This is a genomic window from Sphingomonas gellani, assembly GCF_900110035.1.
Taxonomy (GTDB): Bacteria; Pseudomonadota; Alphaproteobacteria; order Sphingomonadales; family Sphingomonadaceae; genus Sphingomonas; species Sphingomonas gellani.
On the sequence record NZ_FOCF01000010.1, the window covers coordinates 45271 to 60668 of the forward strand.

The window sequence follows — 15398 nt, forward strand, 5'->3', positions numbered from 1 at the left end:
TGGCTCACAACGGCCGGAATGGCTCCCGAAGCGAGTCCACCGGAGCCCATCGCCGCACGATATGCGAAGGCCGATCTGTACCAGGGGCCGCGGCTCGCTTCGCTGATCGTCAACGGGGACGTTGCGGCGACCTTCACCGCGGACGGATCGAGCGTCATCTATTACCTCGGACACGCCGGTTGGCGCGAGGTGATGGTACTCGACCTCGCCTCGGGCCAGGCCCGCAGAATCGCCGACGAAATGCAGATCGCCGGCCTGCTCGCCCACGCGGCCGGGCGGGAACTCGATCCCGCCCGGCTGGTGATGGATGATCCCGAATATGTCGCCGCCACCGGGGCGCTCAGTTTCACGCTGGAGGACACGCGCTGGACACTGACTCGGGAGGGCACGGTGACCAAGGCGGCACGTGGCGCGCCCGACGGCGAAAGCGCGGTGTCGCCCGATGGCCGGTTCGAGATCGTCGCGCGCGATTTCAACCTGTTCGCCCGCGACCGCCGGACCAGGCGCGAGGTCGCGCTGACGAGCGACGGCACGCGCGAGCAGCCCTATGGCCGCGGCATCCCGCAGCTTGCCGACATCCTGAAGGCCGGCACCGAAGAACCCGCCATGCCCGTTTCGGTGCGATGGTCACCCGACAGCCGCTACGTCGCGACATGGCGGCTCGACACGCGCGGCGTGCCGCGGCTGTCGATGACGCAGGAGAACCCGCCCGGCAGCTTCTACCCGCGCAGCTTCTCCTACCTCTACCCCCTCGCGGGGTCCGACAAGCTGCCGCAGGGCACCCGCTACACGGTCGATGTGGAGCGGGCGCTGAAGACGCGGCGCGCAGCGCTGGTGCAGCTCCGGATCCCGTCCGAATCGCTGCTGTACCCGGCCGATATCGACCTTAGCTGGTCGAAGGGTCGGGTGCGGGCGCAATGGACTGCGCGCGGCTACAAGGAACTGGCGGTCTACGAGGCCGATCCGATCACCGGTCAGGCGGTGGTGACAGCACGCGAGAGGGTGGAGCCGCTGGTCACCGTCACCTCCAGCTTCCTGCGTCCCGCACCAGTGCTGGGCGGGGAGCTGGACGTGTCGGAGCGGTCCGGCTGGGCGCAGCTCTACCTCGTCCGCCCCGACGATCCCGATGGCGGCATCCCACTGACCCGCGGCGCCTGGGAGGTGACCGACATCGCTCATGTCGACGAGGGCGGGCGCACCGTCCTGCTGTCGGGGGTCGGGCGAGAGCGGGATCGCAACCCGTATTTCCAGGCGTTGTACCGCATCGCGCTGGACGGCAGCCAGCCCGTGCTGCTGACCCCCGAGCCGCTCGACCATGACACGACAGTGTCGCCCGACGGCAAATGGTTCGTCGACGCCATGTCGAGCCCGACCGTGCCGACCCGCACCGTCATCCGCTCGGCCAGCGACGGCCGCATCGTCGCCGAACTGGCCCGCGCCGACGACAGCGCCCTGCGCGCCACGGGCTTCACTCCGCCGGAGCCGTTCCGCGGGCTGGCGGCGGACGGGAAGACCCCGCTCTACGGAATGATCTGGCGCCCCGCGAACTTCGACCCGGCGCGGCGCTACCCGATCATCGACAACGTTTATACCGGCCCGACCACCACCAATGTACCGACCGGCTGGAACCGGACGGTCACGGCCGGCGGGGGCAGCGTCGCGCAGATCGGGGCGATCGTCGTTTCGATCGACGGGCGCGGCACCTCACGCCGCGGGCAACAGTTCCGCCTGCCCGCTTACCAGAACCTGGGCGAGGTCGGGCTGGACGACCATATCGCGATGATCCGCCAGATCGCGGCACGTTACCCCTATGTCGATCTCGACCGGGTGGGGGTCTATGGCGGCTCGGCCGGCGGGTATGATGCGGCACGCTTCGTGCTGCGGCGCCCGGCCTTCTTCAAGGTCGCGGTCGCCTCTTCCGGCAATCACGACCTGCGCCTCGACAAGGCATGGTGGCCGGAGGTGTCGATGGGCAATCCCGACGCCGCCGTGTGGGAGCGCAACTCGAACATGTCGGTGGCGCGCAATCTGACGGGCAAGCTGCTGCTGATCCATGGCGACATCGACGACAACGTGCCCGTGACGGAGAGCATGCGGCTCGCCAATGCGCTCATCACCGCGGGGCGCGACGTCGATCTGGTGATCCTGCCCAACACGACGCACCGGGTCGCGCAGCCCTTCTTCTTCCGCAAGCTGCGTGACTATTTTACCGTGAACCTGCTGGGCGAAAAGCCGCCTGCATTGCCCTTGCCCGCTCCGGCCCCCGTGGCCTCGCCCGTCGCCCCTTGAGGATGATCTCCGCCATGCGCTCCCGCTTGCTCGCCCCTGTCGCCCTGCTGCTCGCAGGCGCCTCCTCCTTCGTCTGGCAGCCGGCACTGTCTGCTGAGGAAAAGGCCAAGCCGGTCTATCCGCCGATCGCGACCACCGATCACCGGGTCGGCCAGTTCCTGATCTCGCTGCGCAGCGACACCCAGACGCTGGCACGCCTGTCGCCCGCGGCCGAGCCGACTTTCAGCTTCGTCCCCACCGGCCGCGAACCGGAGCGGGCGGGCGACGGATACAACCATCTCGGCGACCTGAACCTGCGCGTGCGTGCGCCCGGCGGGGCGTGGCGCGACTTCGCGTCGGCGCATGTACGCCGGCCCATCCGGCCGCTGCCCGCGCGCGGCAATACCCTCGCCGCCGCCGACATCACCGCAAGCTTGGGCGAGGGTACGCCCGTCACGGTGGAGCGACGCTGGGTCAACGAGGGCGGCCTGCTCGCGCTTCGCTTCCGCATCGCCAACCGGTCCGGCCAGCCGCTGGAGATCGGCGTGCTCGGCATGCCGATGGTGTTCGACAACGTCATCACCGATCGCAGCCTGGAGGAGGCGCACGCCCAGGCGAGCTTCGTCGATCCCTATATCGGCCGCGACGCCGGCTACCTCCAGGTCACGCGCCTCAACGGCAAGGGACCAGCGCTGCTGGTGCTCCCCGGAAAGGGCACGCCGCTGGAGGCCTATGTTCCCCTGAAGAACCCGCGCGAGGACAAGGACGGATCGATCTTCACCGATCGTAGCGAGCGGGGCCAATCTTCGGAGGGGTTTTACGATTGGACCGTGCACTCGCTCGGCTATGCCGACCGCGAGTGGAAGAAGGCCGGCGAACAATGGAACACGCCCACTGGCCGCACGCTGAAACCGGGCGAGACGATCGAGGTCGGCGTGCGCCTGACGGAAGCGCCGACGATCCGCGCGATCGAGCAGACGCTGGCCGAACAGCGTCGCCCGGTCGCGGTCGGCCTGCCCGGCTATGTGGTGCCGACCGACCAGGAAGCCTCGCTCTTCGTGCGAGCGCCCCGGCCGATCCGCTCGATCGAAAGCTATCCCGCCGGCGCGATCGAGGCGACGCGGGCCGGCAGCGTCAAGGGCTGGCAGAAGCTCGCGATCCGCAGCCGTGGCTGGGGCCAGGCGCGGCTGACGCTGACCTATGCCGATCGCGAGAAGCAGACGGTCAGCTATTTCATCACCAAGCCGCTGGAACAGACGATGGCCGATCTCGGCCGCTTCTCCACCACGCGGCAATGGTACGAGGGCAAGGGCGACCCGTTCGGCCGCTCGCCCGCAATCCTGACCTATGACAACGAGGCCAAGCGCATCGTCGATGTCGAACCGCGCGTCTGGATCGCGGGGATGAGCGACGAGGGCGGCGGCGGCAGCTGGGTCGCCGCCACCATGAAACAGCTCGACAATCCCGACCCGGCGGAGGTGGCGAAGATCGAGCGGCTGGTCGACCAGACCGTGGTGGGCAACCTGCAGGTCGCCAGCGGCCCGCAGGCGGGCGCGGTTAGGAAGAGCCTGTTCTATTACGACCCGGCGAAGTTCCCCACTCTCTACACCGATCCGGACAAGTGGCGCTCCTGGACCTCGTGGAAGCCGAATGACGCCGCCGATCTCGGCCGGGCCTACAACTATCCTCATGTCGCGATCGGCCATTGGGTGTTGTACCGCGCTGCGCGCAACCATCCCGGTCTGGTGGCGAGGCATGACTGGCGCTGGTATCTGGACCATGCGTACCAGACCACGGTCGCGATGATGCGCGATGCTCCCTATTACGCGCAGTTCGGGCTGATGGAGGGCGACGTGTTCGTCGACATCCTCAAGGACCTGAAGCGCGAGGGTATGACCGTCCAGGCGACCGAGATGGAACGGCTGATGAAGGGGCGCGCCGATCACTGGCGCACGCTGGACTATCCGTTCGGGTCGGAAATGCCGTGGGATTCGACCGGCCAGCCCGAAGTCTATGCCTGGATGCGCTATTTCGGTTACCAGCCGCAGGCGGACGTCACCCGCGAAGTGATCCTGGGTTATGATCCGACGATCCCGAGCTGGGGGTATAACGGCAATGCCCGCCGTTATTGGGATTTCCTGTACGGCGGCAAATATCTGCGGATCGAGCGGCAGATCCACCATTACGGATCGACGCTGAACGCGGTGCCGCTGCTGGACGCCTATCGCCAGAACCCGGCCGATCTCTACCTGTTGCGGGTCGGCTATGGCGGAACGATGGGCGGGATCACCAACATCGCTCCCGATGGCTTCTCGTCCGCCGCGTTCCATGCCTGGCCCGACATGATGAAGTGGGACCCGTATAGCGGCGACTATGGCATGGGCTTTTTCGGCCACGCCTATGCCGCCGGGACGTATCTGGTAAAGGATCCGACGTTCGGCTGGGTCGGGTTCGGCGGCAACATCAGGCAGGCGGGGGGCGACGTTCGGATCGAGCCGAAGGACGGCGCACGCGCCCGGTTGTTCATCGCGCCCGCGGGCCTGTGGGTAACGCTTGAGGCGGGCAAGATCGCCGGTGCCACCTATCAGCCGGCGACCGGTCGCGTGACGCTGACGCTCGATCCGGCGACGCCCACCACCCCGGCAGCAAGGTTGTTCTTCGAGACCACGACCGCCGGGGGTCCGCGCATGGTTCTTGAAGGCGGCACGGAGGAGCGTGGCGGCTACACCTTGCCGCTCTCGACGACACCACGCGTCGTGACGTTCCGGCCGCGACCATGAAGGCGGCGTTCGCGCTGCTAGTCGGATCGGCCCTGGCGACGACGACGTCCGCCGCCCCGCCCGCGGCGGCGGCGGCAGGGTGCATGGCGGGCCGCTGGGCCGCGGCCGCTGACCCGGCGCCCGTCAGGGATGAACCGGTGCGCCCGGTTCGTCTTCAGACCACGCATTTCGCATTCCGCTGGGCGGGCGACGTGGTGTCGAATGCCGAGGCAGAGTCGGCCGGAACGTACCTCGAATATGTCTGGAGCCAGTTCATCGGGCGCCTGGGCTTTCCGGAGCCCGACTGCGCCGCCACTGCCAAGCTGAAGGTCAACATCGTCATCGACCCGAGCTTCGGTCTGACGGGCGGCGTGGACGATGACCGGCATATCGGCATGTGGATCGGCCCCGGCGGGCTTCGCGATCGGTTCAGCCTGGCGCACGAGTTGACCCACGCCTTGCAGGGAGCGACCGGGTCGTTCCGCGATACGCCCTATGCCGGCTGGCTGTGGGAAAGCCACGCCAATTGGATGACTACCCAATTGCCGGAGTTTCGGGACAACACCCATTGCTCCGTGCTGTCCGTCGACAATCCGCATCTCTATTTCGGGTCTACGCGGGTACGGTACTGCAACTGGCAGTTCCTCGAATATCTGAAGGATCGCTACGGCTACCCGGTAGTGAACGACCTGTGGCGGCGTGCTCCCGCGCGTGGCTCGCCGGCCGCGGCGACGGCCGATCCGATGGCGGTGCTGATGGCGAATCGGGGCTGGTCGATCGAGCAGCTGAACGATGCGTTCGGCGAGTGGGCGCTGCACAACGCAGGGTGGGACTACACCAATCCGGAAGGCAGCGATCAGGGCGCGATCTATCGCCGTTCCTATGGCGAGTACGTGCCGGGTGCGGTCGCGCAGCCCCTGCGCGTCACCGTGCTGGACCCGATCGACCGCGAGCGCCGGCGATACGCCGTGCCGGCCGCCTGGGCGCCGCAGCGCTGGGGCTACAACCTCGTCAAACTCACACCCGATCCCGGCGCCCGTGCGGTTACCGTCACCTTCCGCGGGATCGTGCAGTCCGCGCCGTCGACCATGCGACTGCCGGGAATGGCGGACGAGCCTGCCACTGTGCCGCCGCCCGCATCCGGCTGGCGCTGGGGTTTGGTCGCGGTCGGTGCTGACGGCCGCAGCCGCTATTCCGGGCTGAGGCGGGGCGCCCAAGGCCACGAGACGCTGGCGATCCGGCCGGACGACCGTGGATTGTTCCTGGCGGTGGTCGCCACCCCTACCCGGTTCCAGTCCATCCGCTGGGATCAGCCCTATTACAGCCTGTATCGATATCCGTGGATGGCGCAATTCGACGGAGCCCTTCCCGCCGGCCCCGGCGCGCTTGGGGATGGCCATCGCCACCTGAACGGCGGCGGGTGGATCGGGCAGACAGCCAAGGTCGCGGCAACGGCCTATGTCGGCCCTTGTGCCCGCGTTCTCGGCGGGGTGGTCGGCGACCACGCCCGGATCGAGGGCCATGCACTGGTGATCGACGGTCAGGTTCTTGGCCGCGCCCGAGTGGAAGGGCTGTCCGTGATCCAGGCTGACACGACGGTCAAAGACGATGCACGGGTCGCCACGACGTTCCAGCCGATCGGCGCGTTCGAACACGGCATCGTGCTGTCGGGCAGCGCGCAGCTGGTCGGCGATGTCGAGGAACGCGGCGTGTCGGCCAGGGCTGGCGTTTACTACGGCCTCGTTGACAGCCAGGCCGTGGGCGATGCCGCCCATGGCGCGACGCTCACCGCGCCAGTACCGGAACTCACCGCCGCGCCATCCTATCGCTGGCGCAGGTGAGGCGGGAGGCCGGTTTCAGCCGGCCCTCTCCCCCTCCGGCGGTGCATCAGAACCGGAAGCGGACGCTTCCCTGCACCGTACGAGCCAAGGTGCGAACCCCAAGCGGCAACAGGTTCTGCTGGCCGAAATAGCGGTACACGTCGTTGCCGAGCAGGTTGGTGCCCTCCACCGAGAGGGTCATAAACTTCACCGGCGTGTAGTTGATGGCCGCGTCAAGTCGGTAGGTGTCGTCATTGTACCAGGAATAGGCGGGATTGTTCGTCCAGACGTAGAGGCGGTACGGCGACCGATAATTGAATGCGACACGACTGCTGAACTTGGGCGTGTCGTAGAAAAGAGCAGCGTTGGCTGTCCACTTCGACGTGTCGACTGAGTCGAATGCACCCGGGAAGTCCTCGGGATAAGGGTATTCGATCCGCGCCTTGAAGACGCGGCTCGCGTTCAGACTGACGCCGAAATTCCGCAGGATGCCCGGCAGAAAGTCGAAAAAGGTCTGGCCGGTCGCCTCCATTCCGATGAAGGTCCCGTCGCCGGCGTTACGCTGCTGCTCGACAAAGCCGCTCTGCCCCGGCAAGCCATATTGGGCTAGGTCGGCCGCAACCTCGCGGCTATAGTAAAGGAACCCCGACGCCTTTTTATAATAGCCGGCAAGGGTTAGCTGGCCACCCCGGCCAAAATAATACTCGGCACTTGCATCAAAGGCGTGCTCACGCTGAGCTTTCAGATTGGGATTTCCTGCGAAAATGATCGGCGGCACCGCGCGAGTTTCCGCGAAGTAGAAGGGCCGGAGGTCGTAAAAGCTTGGGCGCTGCACGTTGGTCGTGTACGAAAGACGAAGCTGTGCCTTGTCCGTGAAGTGAATGGTGGCAGTCGCGTTAGGCAGAATATCCTGGTAATTGCCCCGCGCCGGCGCCGCCTCGACAATGTCCTGAAACCCGTTGGCTGCGTTGCCAGGCCGGAAATTGTAGCTGCTCGATCCGCCCCAGGTATTCGTGTAACGCGCGCCGATCAAACCATCGATCGGAAAGCCCAGGTCGAAGGCGTAGCTCAGCTGGCCATAAAAGGAGAGGCGGTTCTCCCGCCCGGTATAGATCTGGCCCAGGTCGGACGACGGCTCCTCGGTCGCGAAGCGGGCCGCGCTGCCGGGGTCGTTGGCCTGGATGTAGTCGCGAATCGCCGGGCGGTTGCCGTACACCACGTTGCCAGGGATGCGATACCATTGCAGCGCGCCGGGCAGGTCCGGACCCACCAGCTCCGCTTCCCCACCGCCGGGAAACTGCGTCAGTGGAGCGAACTGGCCCCCTATCCGGGGAAAACCATCGCGATAGCCGTAGTTCCTGCCGGGATCGCGGCGGTTGAACCGGACGCCGGTCTGGATCGTGCGTAACAGGCCGGTCTCGCTGGCCGTCAGGGTCAGGTCGGTCTGCGTGGCGAACTCACGATTATGCGAGCGGAAGACCAGATCCTGATATCGCTGCACACCATAGTTGGCGACGTTGCTCAGGTCGACCCCGTTGAAGGTGATCGACGGCACCGGCCTGGAATAGGCATCCGATGCAAAGTCGACGGTGGCGGATGTCAAGCCATAGGGGCGCGTCAGATGCTCGGCGACGACCCTGCGCTCGTTACTCCAGTTATACTGAACCGTCGTATTCAGCTGCGCGCGATCACTGCGCCAGTGCATCTCGAAATTGGTGGTGTACAGGTTGGAGCGATACCGTTCGTAAAGTGAGTCGATCCCCGCTTGCAACCCGGCATTGGGATCGGCAGCGTTCAGCGGTGCGAAGATCGTCAGCGATCGTGCGGTTCGCCCATCGGGCTGCAAGGTGATGTTGCTGTAGCGATACCCCGCCTCACGCGTCTGCAGATACAGCCGGTCCGACGTGTTGTGCGATCTCGCGCCGAGATAGCCGCCCTCCAGCACGAAATCGAGATTGTCGTTGGCGCGCCATTGCAGCGAAACGTTCAACGACGGCCGGTCGGCCCGCCCCTCCTCTAAGCCGTAATAGGCGCGGTACGGGATAACCGTGTTCTCGAAACCGGCCGGCAGGCCGGCACGTGGGCTGTTCGGTTCCGCGGCACTACCGTAGGGCACATCAGGAGACTCGCTCTCGATGTAGTTTTCCTTGTAGTTGTTTCGCGTCCACGAACCGTTGACGAGGAAACCGATCTCGCCAATTCCGGTCTGAAAGCGATTGGCTACCAGCAGGCTGCCATATGGGCTGACCTTCTCCGAAATGTCATCGTAAATGCCTTTGGCGCTGCCGGCAATGGTCCAGCCCTTTGGCATATCTAGCGGTCGGCGCAGCTCAACGTTCACGGTTCCGGCTATGCTGCCCTCCACCTGATCTGCCGTACGAGTCTTATATACGTCCACTGCCTTCAGCAGTTCGGCTGGAATATCGGCAAGATTGAGCGACCGCCCTTCGCCGAGGCTGGTATCATTACCGTTGATTGTGGTCTGTACGCCGCCTAATCCGCGGATGGCGACACTCTGCCCCTGACCGCGCTCACGGGTGATCTGCACGCCGGTTACCCGCGACAGTGCTTCGGGCACATTGTTGTCGGGCAGCTTGCCGACATCCTCCGACACCACGGAGTCGACGATTTGCCTCCCATTTTTCTTCTTGTTGGCCGCCGATGCGACCGATCCACGAATACCGACGACTACGACGTCCGTCTTGTCGGTGCCGCCCGGCGTGCCTGTGGGCTCGACAATCTCAGTACGCTTCTCGTTGCCCCCCTGCTCCTGAGCCGACGGGGTCACATCGGCCTGCGCCCAGCTGCTCGAGGGAGCCAATGCAGCAGTCGTAAGCAGCGCGCATCGCAGCGAAATCCTTCTCATCCCAACTCCCCCGATTAAACCTTATATCGTATACGTCATGGATTTGTGTGCAGCTGTCAATCCACCGCGTATCTCGAGAGTCGACGACCAGTTCCGTGCGATCAGTTCGATCCGAACTCCTCTCCACAGAGTACAATACGCCTGACGAGCATGACCCAGATTCGGACGCTCAGTGCGTTCGAAGCCCTATCCAACTTCCGACATTCATTCATCGATCAGCTCGGCGCTCCGCGGCCCGACAGCGTGGCGGAGCACGCTCACTGCACGCCGCCATTCACTTGTTGGTCTGACGCACAGAACGGCAGTTGTATTTGATGGGTCGACTCAGCCAATTTCATTGGCGCGTTTTGTCCTATTCCCGTCTGACCTCGGCGTTTCAGCCCTTGACTACCACGCTAAACCGGCTGCCGAGCCACTTAGCAGGAGATCGCAAAATGTCCGCCACCGCTTTGATCGTCATTGATGCTCAGGAGTCGTTCCGCCATCGCCCCTACTTCCGTGAGGACGATCTGGCACGCTATGTCGAGCGGCAGCAGGCACTTGTCGACGGCGCAGCCACCTCCGGCCTGCCAGTCGTCCAGATCTTCCATGTCGAGGACGAAGGTCCCTTCGCTGAGGCCTCCGGCCTAGTCACGACGCTGCGGCCGCTGCGGATCGCACCTGCCGCGACCTTCCTGAAGCGTCGCCATAGCGCGCTGGTCGGCAGTGGCTTCGACGTTTGGCTCGTCGCAAACGGCATCCGCCGCCTGATCATCTCGGGCATCCGTACCGAGCAGTGCTGCGAGACCACAACGCGCCATGCCTCCGACTTAGGCTATGCCGTCGATTATGTCGGCGAGGCTACGTTGACCTTCGCGATGGTCGACGCCGCCGGCCGCATGTGGAGCCCGGCCGAGCTTCGTGCGCGGACCGAGCTGGTTCTGGCGGGACGGTTCGCGCGCATCGCCACGGTCGAGCAGGCACTTGCCGCCCAGCCGGACAAGCTGGCGGCATGAGCGCGGCGGCGGAGGACGCTCGCATCGTCCCGGTCGTCATCGTGGTGCCACCCCGCGTGCTGCTGCTCGATATTGCCGGGCCGATTGAGGTTCTCCGCAAGGCGAATCTCGAGCAGGCGGCGGTGCGCTTCACCGTCGCCTATGTCGGCCCGTCACCGACGGCACACAGTTCGATTGGACTGGGGCTTAGCGGCATCGCGCCGCTGCCGGAAGCTCTGCCGGCCGATGCGCTGGTCTTGGTGCCCGGGATGGCCGACGTGCCTATCGACGGCATTGGAGCAGATGGGGAGGATTATGCCGCCGCGGAGGTTGCTATCGTGCAGTGGCTGACGAAAACGATCCGTCCCGGAATGCGCCTCGCCTCCATCTGCTCGGGCGCGCTGCTGGCCGGCAGGGCAGGCCTGCTCGACGGACAGGAATGCACCACGCATCACGGCACTGTTGCCGAGCTGATCCGGGCCGCGCCGCTTGCGCGGGTGGTCGAGAACCGCATCTTCGTCGACAGCGGCGAGAGATTGACGAGCGCGGGCATCACCGCGGGCGTCGATCTCATGCTGCACATCGTCGCGCGTGAAACGAGCCATGCGACCGCACTGGCGGTGGCCCGCCATCTCGTCGTCTACCTCAGACGGGGCGGCTCAGATCCGCAACTTTCCCCGTGGCTGGAGGGGCGCAACCACATCCATCCCGCCATCCACCGCGCACAGGACGCCATCGTAGCCGATCCGGCGCACCATTGGTCCGTCGCCGCCCTCGCCGCGGTCGCGGCGGCAAGTCCCCGCAATCTATCCCGCCTGTTCAACGACCAGACGGGCATGAGCGTCACCCACTATGTGAACCAGATACGGATCGCACTGGCGCACGAGCTGGTGACGGCGTCGCGGCTCGATATGGAGCGGGTTGCGGAGCAAGCCGGCTTTGCGTCCGCCCGCCAGTTCCGCCGCGCCTGGAACCGCGTGCACGCGACTGCTCCAAGTCGGTTACGGCGGGAGCAGACACCCCGCTGAAGTGCGAATCGCGATCTATGCTACTTATCGGCCGGCCGGACCCAATAACAGCCGTTCAGCGTCGTTCGGCTGCTTCCGTGAAGTAGACGCCTGTTTATCTGGGGGATTGGCTCTGCCAAACGTGTGAGATCGGAATGGTGCAGGCGTGCGGCATCACAGGGCGCGCAGCGTCGAGTGCGGTTCGTCACGTTCCTGCCGCTCACTTCGGTGCTGCGCGCCAGCCAGCGGCGAGCGCGGGCAGCAGATTTTGCAAAGTGCAGCGCTACCGCCAGCGTTGCTATTGCGAGTCTGTATCATTATAGCGCCTCAACAAAGGGGCGTACGATGAGAACAATGGTGAACATGCTGCTGGTGACGGCGGCGGCGTGGCCGATGGCTACGATGGCTCAGGTTCCGGCGCATGCTGCCGCACAGCGTGAAACCGAAGAAGCGGCCGAACCGAGCGTGGCACATGGCGATATTGTGGTTACCGCCACTGGCCGCTCGACCGCGAGTTCATCGACCAAAACCGATACGCCCATCATCGAATCGCCGCAGACCATCTCGGTTATCAGCCGTGACGAGATCGACTTGCGTGCCTCGCCCACCATCGCGGACGCACTGAGCTATACCGCGGGTGTACAGGCGGAGGCGTTCGGCCTCGACAGCAGGGTCGATGAGGTATCGGTACGCGGCTTCGGCGCAGGCGGCTTTTCGTCGAACAACAATTTCGTGGATGGGCTGCGCCTGCCGACCGGCGGTCAATGGACACGTCCGGGCTTCGATACCTTCGCGCTACAGCAGATCGAAGTACTGAAAGGGCCATCGGGCGCGCTCTACGGCCAGTCGGCGCCGGGGGGCATCGTCAACATCGTCAGCAAGCGCCCGAGCTTCACGCCGCATGGCGAGGTGCTGCTGCAGGGGGCAGGATTTACCGACCTGGAAAAATGGACCTATCAGGGCGGGGCTGATGTGACGGGGCCACTTACCGACACGCTGGCGGCACGGGTCGTCGGGCTGGCGCGCTACGGCGAAACGCAGATCGACGGGGTTAAGATCGCGCGGCAGTACATCTCGCCCAGTGTCACCTGGCACCCGGGCGCGAACACGACCTGGACGCTGCTCGGCCAGTACCAGCGCGACGAGGGTGGCGCGACGTTCCAGTTCCTGCCACGGATCGGCACGCTGGTTCCCGCGAACGGCGGCTATATCGACAAGAACGACAATCTTGGCGAGGCGGACTGGAACACGTTCAACCGCAACCAGTATCTCGGCGCCAGCTTTTTCGAGCAGAAGTTCGGCGATGGCCGTTTCGCGCTGCGCAACAACACCCGCTACACTCATCTCGACACGCTGTATCGTGTGGTGGTGCTCGCCGGCGACACGTTGACGACATGCCCGGCGACGCTGCGCGGCTGCATTCCCAATCAGACGATCAACCGTCGTGCCGTTCAGGGGGTGGGTGAATCGGATGGCTGGGCGACCGACACGCAACTGGAAGCGCGCGTCGCCACTGGTCCGGTGGAGCACGTCCTGCTTGGCGGCTTTGATTATTTCCACACCGAGTGGGAGCATTATCGCGACCTGGTGAACAGCGCGCGGGTGCTGCCCGTGCTGGATGTCCTGAACCCGGTATCGCGCGGGGCGGCGGGCTATGCGACCTCGCTGACGCCGCAAATCTATACGGAGACGGTCAGCTCGCAAAAGGGAAGTTACCTTCAGGATCAGCTGAGCTGGGGCAACCTGCGCGTCACGGTCGGCGGACGATATGACTGGGCAAAGGACAACACCTACAATCCCGTGAACCGCCGCCGGTTCATCAACAACAACGAGAAGTTCACCTGGCGCGCCGGCGCTGTGTACCTCCACCCCTCGGGCCTCGCGCCCTATGTCAGCTACGCGACCAGCTTCCTGCCGCAGGTGACCGATCCATCGACCAGCCTGAACGGTGTCGCTTTCGCGCCGACCACCGGGCAACAATGGGAAGCGGGGCTGCGTTACCAGGGCGGCCGCGGCATCTATGTGACGCTGGGCGGCTATCAGATCACGCAGCAAAACATCGTCACCCCCGATCCCGCGGGCACGCTGTGCGGCACGACCACCTGCCAGGTGCAGACCGGCGAGGGGCGGATCCGCGGTCTGGAGCTGGAGGCCAAGGCGAACCTGCCATGGGGCATGGCGGTGATCGCCGCCGGATCGCGCCAGTGGAGCGAGGTCACCGAGTCGAACACGACCTACACCGTGCCCGGTGTCACCGGCACGCTGCGGCAGCAGGGCAATGACCTGCCGCAGGTTCCGTCCTGGCTCGCCTCGCTTTTCCTCGATGAGCGCATCCGTTCGGGAGCACTCGCCGGCGTCGGCTTCGGCGGCGGCGTGCGCTACACCGGCAAGAGCTGGGGCGACACCAACAACACCCTGCGCATCCCGGATTACACCCTGTTCGACCTGTTCGTGCGGTACGATTTGGGCGTCGCCGATCCGGCGCTGGAGGGGCTGACGCTGTCAATAAACGGCCGCAACATCGCCGACAAGCGCTTCGTTGCCACCTGCACAGGGACCGCAGCATGCTATTACGGTCAGGGCCGCAGCCTGATCGCGCGGCTGCAGTACCGGTGGTGAGCGCTCGCGTCGTCCTGCCCGCGTTGCTGCTGGCCGCCGGCGCGGCGCCGGCCTTACCGGCGCAGGAGCGTGCGGTGTCACCAGCCCCCTACACGTTGCCGAACAGCGCGGTGTTCGTGATAAACAGCGCGGCGGCGGAGTCCTACACCATCTCGGTGGCGTGGCCCGATGGCGCGCCGCCGGCGGCGGGCTGGCCGGTGCTGTACGTCCTCGACGGAGAAGACAATTTCGCGATCGCGGCAGTCACGGCGCGGCGCCTCGCCCACGCAGGCGCTCGCAGTGGGGTGGAGGCGGGCGTGGTGGTCGGCATCGATGCCGGCCCGCTCGCGCGCCGCGTGCGCGACTACACCCCCGCGACGCCCGGCTGGACGATCCCGGCGGGACGCCCCGCAAGCGGGCTTGCGACCGGTGGCGGGGAAGCGTTCCTCGACCTGATCGCCACGCGGGTGCAACCGGCGATCCGCGCCCGTTGGCGAGTGGATGCGACTCGCGATACGTTGCTCGGTCACAGCTTCGGCGCAGTCTTGGCGTTGCATGCCGCGCTGACACGCCCCGCCCTGTTTGACCATGTGGTGGCGGTGAGCCCGTCGACATGGTTCGGCGACGATCTGCTCACACGCGAGGCCACCGCAGCACCGAGCCGAGCGGCGGCGCTGATCGCCGAGGGTGACGGCGGGGATGCGGCCGCGGCGCTGGCAACGCGGATGGCGGGCGCACGCTTCCTCGCGCTGCCGGGGCAATCGCATGGGACGACGATGTTGGCCGCGATGGCGCCGGCGGTCACCTTCGCCTTCGGCAATTCGGCGCAATGATCGTCGCGTGGCTTGCCGCAGGTACAACGCTGGCCGGTGCCGTCGCGGTGTATCTCGCCGCGCCCCATCAGGCGCTGACGACGGGCCACGTCACGCATCGGCGCGCATGGCGCCGGGCCGGCGGCGCGGCGCTGACGCTTGCCCTCGTTCTGCTGCTGACCGTGCAAGGCTCCGCGACCGCGGTGTTCACCTGGATGACGGGCGTGATGCTGGTATGGACGGTGGTGCCCGTCGTCGCACGCTGGTGGCACTATCGGGGGGAACGGCCGTGAC

General features: G+C 65.8%; 9 protein-coding genes. 8 read left to right on the plus strand and 1 reads right to left on the minus strand.

The genetic code is table 11. The features are described from left to right. The first annotated feature begins 18 nt into the window (after positions 1-18). The 3 genes from BMX37_RS16200 to BMX37_RS16210 are packed head-to-tail and all read left to right on the plus strand — an operon-like array spanning position 19 to position 6868. A complete protein-coding gene (locus BMX37_RS16200) occupies positions 19-2289 on the plus strand; it encodes a S9 family peptidase (RefSeq protein ID WP_170842036.1) in 2271 nt (756 codons plus the stop codon). Between the two features lie 14 nt (positions 2290-2303). Beyond that, a complete protein-coding gene (locus BMX37_RS16205; RefSeq protein ID WP_244501644.1) occupies positions 2304-5048 on the plus strand; it encodes a DUF5695 domain-containing protein in 2745 nt (914 codons plus the stop codon). Then, positions 5045-6868: an Svx/AvrXca family virulence/avirulence protein gene (locus tag BMX37_RS16210; RefSeq protein WP_212611472.1), complete on the plus strand. Its 1824-nt coding sequence runs from the start codon at positions 5045-5047 to the stop codon at positions 6866-6868. The genes BMX37_RS16205 and BMX37_RS16210 overlap by 4 nt, the downstream gene beginning before the upstream one ends. Positions 6869-6914: 46 nt before the next feature. Here BMX37_RS16210 and BMX37_RS16215 read toward each other — a convergent pair whose 3' ends face one another. Beyond that, entirely contained in the window at positions 6915-9713 is a 2799-nt protein-coding gene (locus BMX37_RS16215; RefSeq protein WP_093666826.1) for a TonB-dependent receptor, read from the minus strand. A gap of 314 nt (positions 9714-10027) precedes the next feature. Between BMX37_RS16215 and BMX37_RS16220 the strand changes: the two genes are divergently transcribed. The 5 genes from BMX37_RS16220 (at position 10028) to BMX37_RS16240 (ending at position 15397) form a co-directional block, all read left to right on the plus strand. Then, positions 10028-10708, plus strand: a complete 681-nt coding sequence (locus BMX37_RS16220; protein WP_212611473.1) for an isochorismatase family protein — start codon at positions 10028-10030, stop codon at positions 10706-10708. Beyond that, positions 10705-11715 carry a GlxA family transcriptional regulator gene (locus BMX37_RS16225; protein WP_093666828.1) on the plus strand — a complete coding sequence of 337 codons (1011 nt, stop codon included), beginning with the start codon at positions 10705-10707 and terminating at the stop codon, positions 11713-11715. The genes BMX37_RS16220 and BMX37_RS16225 overlap by 4 nt, the downstream gene beginning before the upstream one ends. A gap of 324 nt (positions 11716-12039) precedes the next feature. Continuing rightward, positions 12040-14313 (plus strand): TonB-dependent siderophore receptor, encoded by a 2274-nt coding sequence (locus BMX37_RS16230; protein WP_093666829.1) that lies wholly within the window; start codon positions 12040-12042, stop codon positions 14311-14313. Then, complete coding sequence (locus tag BMX37_RS16235) at positions 14310-15125, plus strand: alpha/beta hydrolase (protein WP_170842037.1); 816 nt, start codon at positions 14310-14312, stop codon at positions 15123-15125. Before BMX37_RS16230 ends, BMX37_RS16235 begins: the two co-directional genes overlap by 4 nt. Further along, positions 15122-15397 carry a hypothetical protein gene (locus BMX37_RS16240; protein WP_093666831.1) on the plus strand — a complete coding sequence of 92 codons (276 nt, stop codon included), beginning with the start codon at positions 15122-15124 and terminating at the stop codon, positions 15395-15397. Before BMX37_RS16235 ends, BMX37_RS16240 begins: the two co-directional genes overlap by 4 nt. Position 15398: the final 1 nt, after the last annotated feature.

What these genes read in the sequence shown, in the direction of transcription:
- BMX37_RS16225 (WP_093666828.1), top strand. Translation starts at nt 10,705, where the DNA reads ATGAGCGCGGCGGCGGAGGACGCTCGCATCGTCCCGGTCGTCATCGTG.
- BMX37_RS16210 (WP_212611472.1), top strand. Translation starts at nt 5,045, where the DNA reads ATGAAGGCGGCGTTCGCGCTGCTAGTCGGATCGGCCCTGGCGACGACG.
- BMX37_RS16215 (WP_093666826.1), bottom strand. Translation starts at nt 9,713, where the DNA reads ATGAGAAGGATTTCGCTGCGATGCGCGCTGCTTACGACTGCTGCATTG.
- BMX37_RS16240 (WP_093666831.1), top strand. Translation starts at nt 15,122, where the DNA reads ATGATCGTCGCGTGGCTTGCCGCAGGTACAACGCTGGCCGGTGCCGTC.
- BMX37_RS16230 (WP_093666829.1), top strand. Translation starts at nt 12,040, where the DNA reads ATGAGAACAATGGTGAACATGCTGCTGGTGACGGCGGCGGCGTGGCCG.
- BMX37_RS16200 (WP_170842036.1), top strand. Translation starts at nt 19, where the DNA reads ATGGCTCCCGAAGCGAGTCCACCGGAGCCCATCGCCGCACGATATGCG.
- BMX37_RS16205 (WP_244501644.1), top strand. Translation starts at nt 2,304, where the DNA reads ATGCGCTCCCGCTTGCTCGCCCCTGTCGCCCTGCTGCTCGCAGGCGCC.
- BMX37_RS16220 (WP_212611473.1), top strand. Translation starts at nt 10,028, where the DNA reads ATGGGTCGACTCAGCCAATTTCATTGGCGCGTTTTGTCCTATTCCCGT.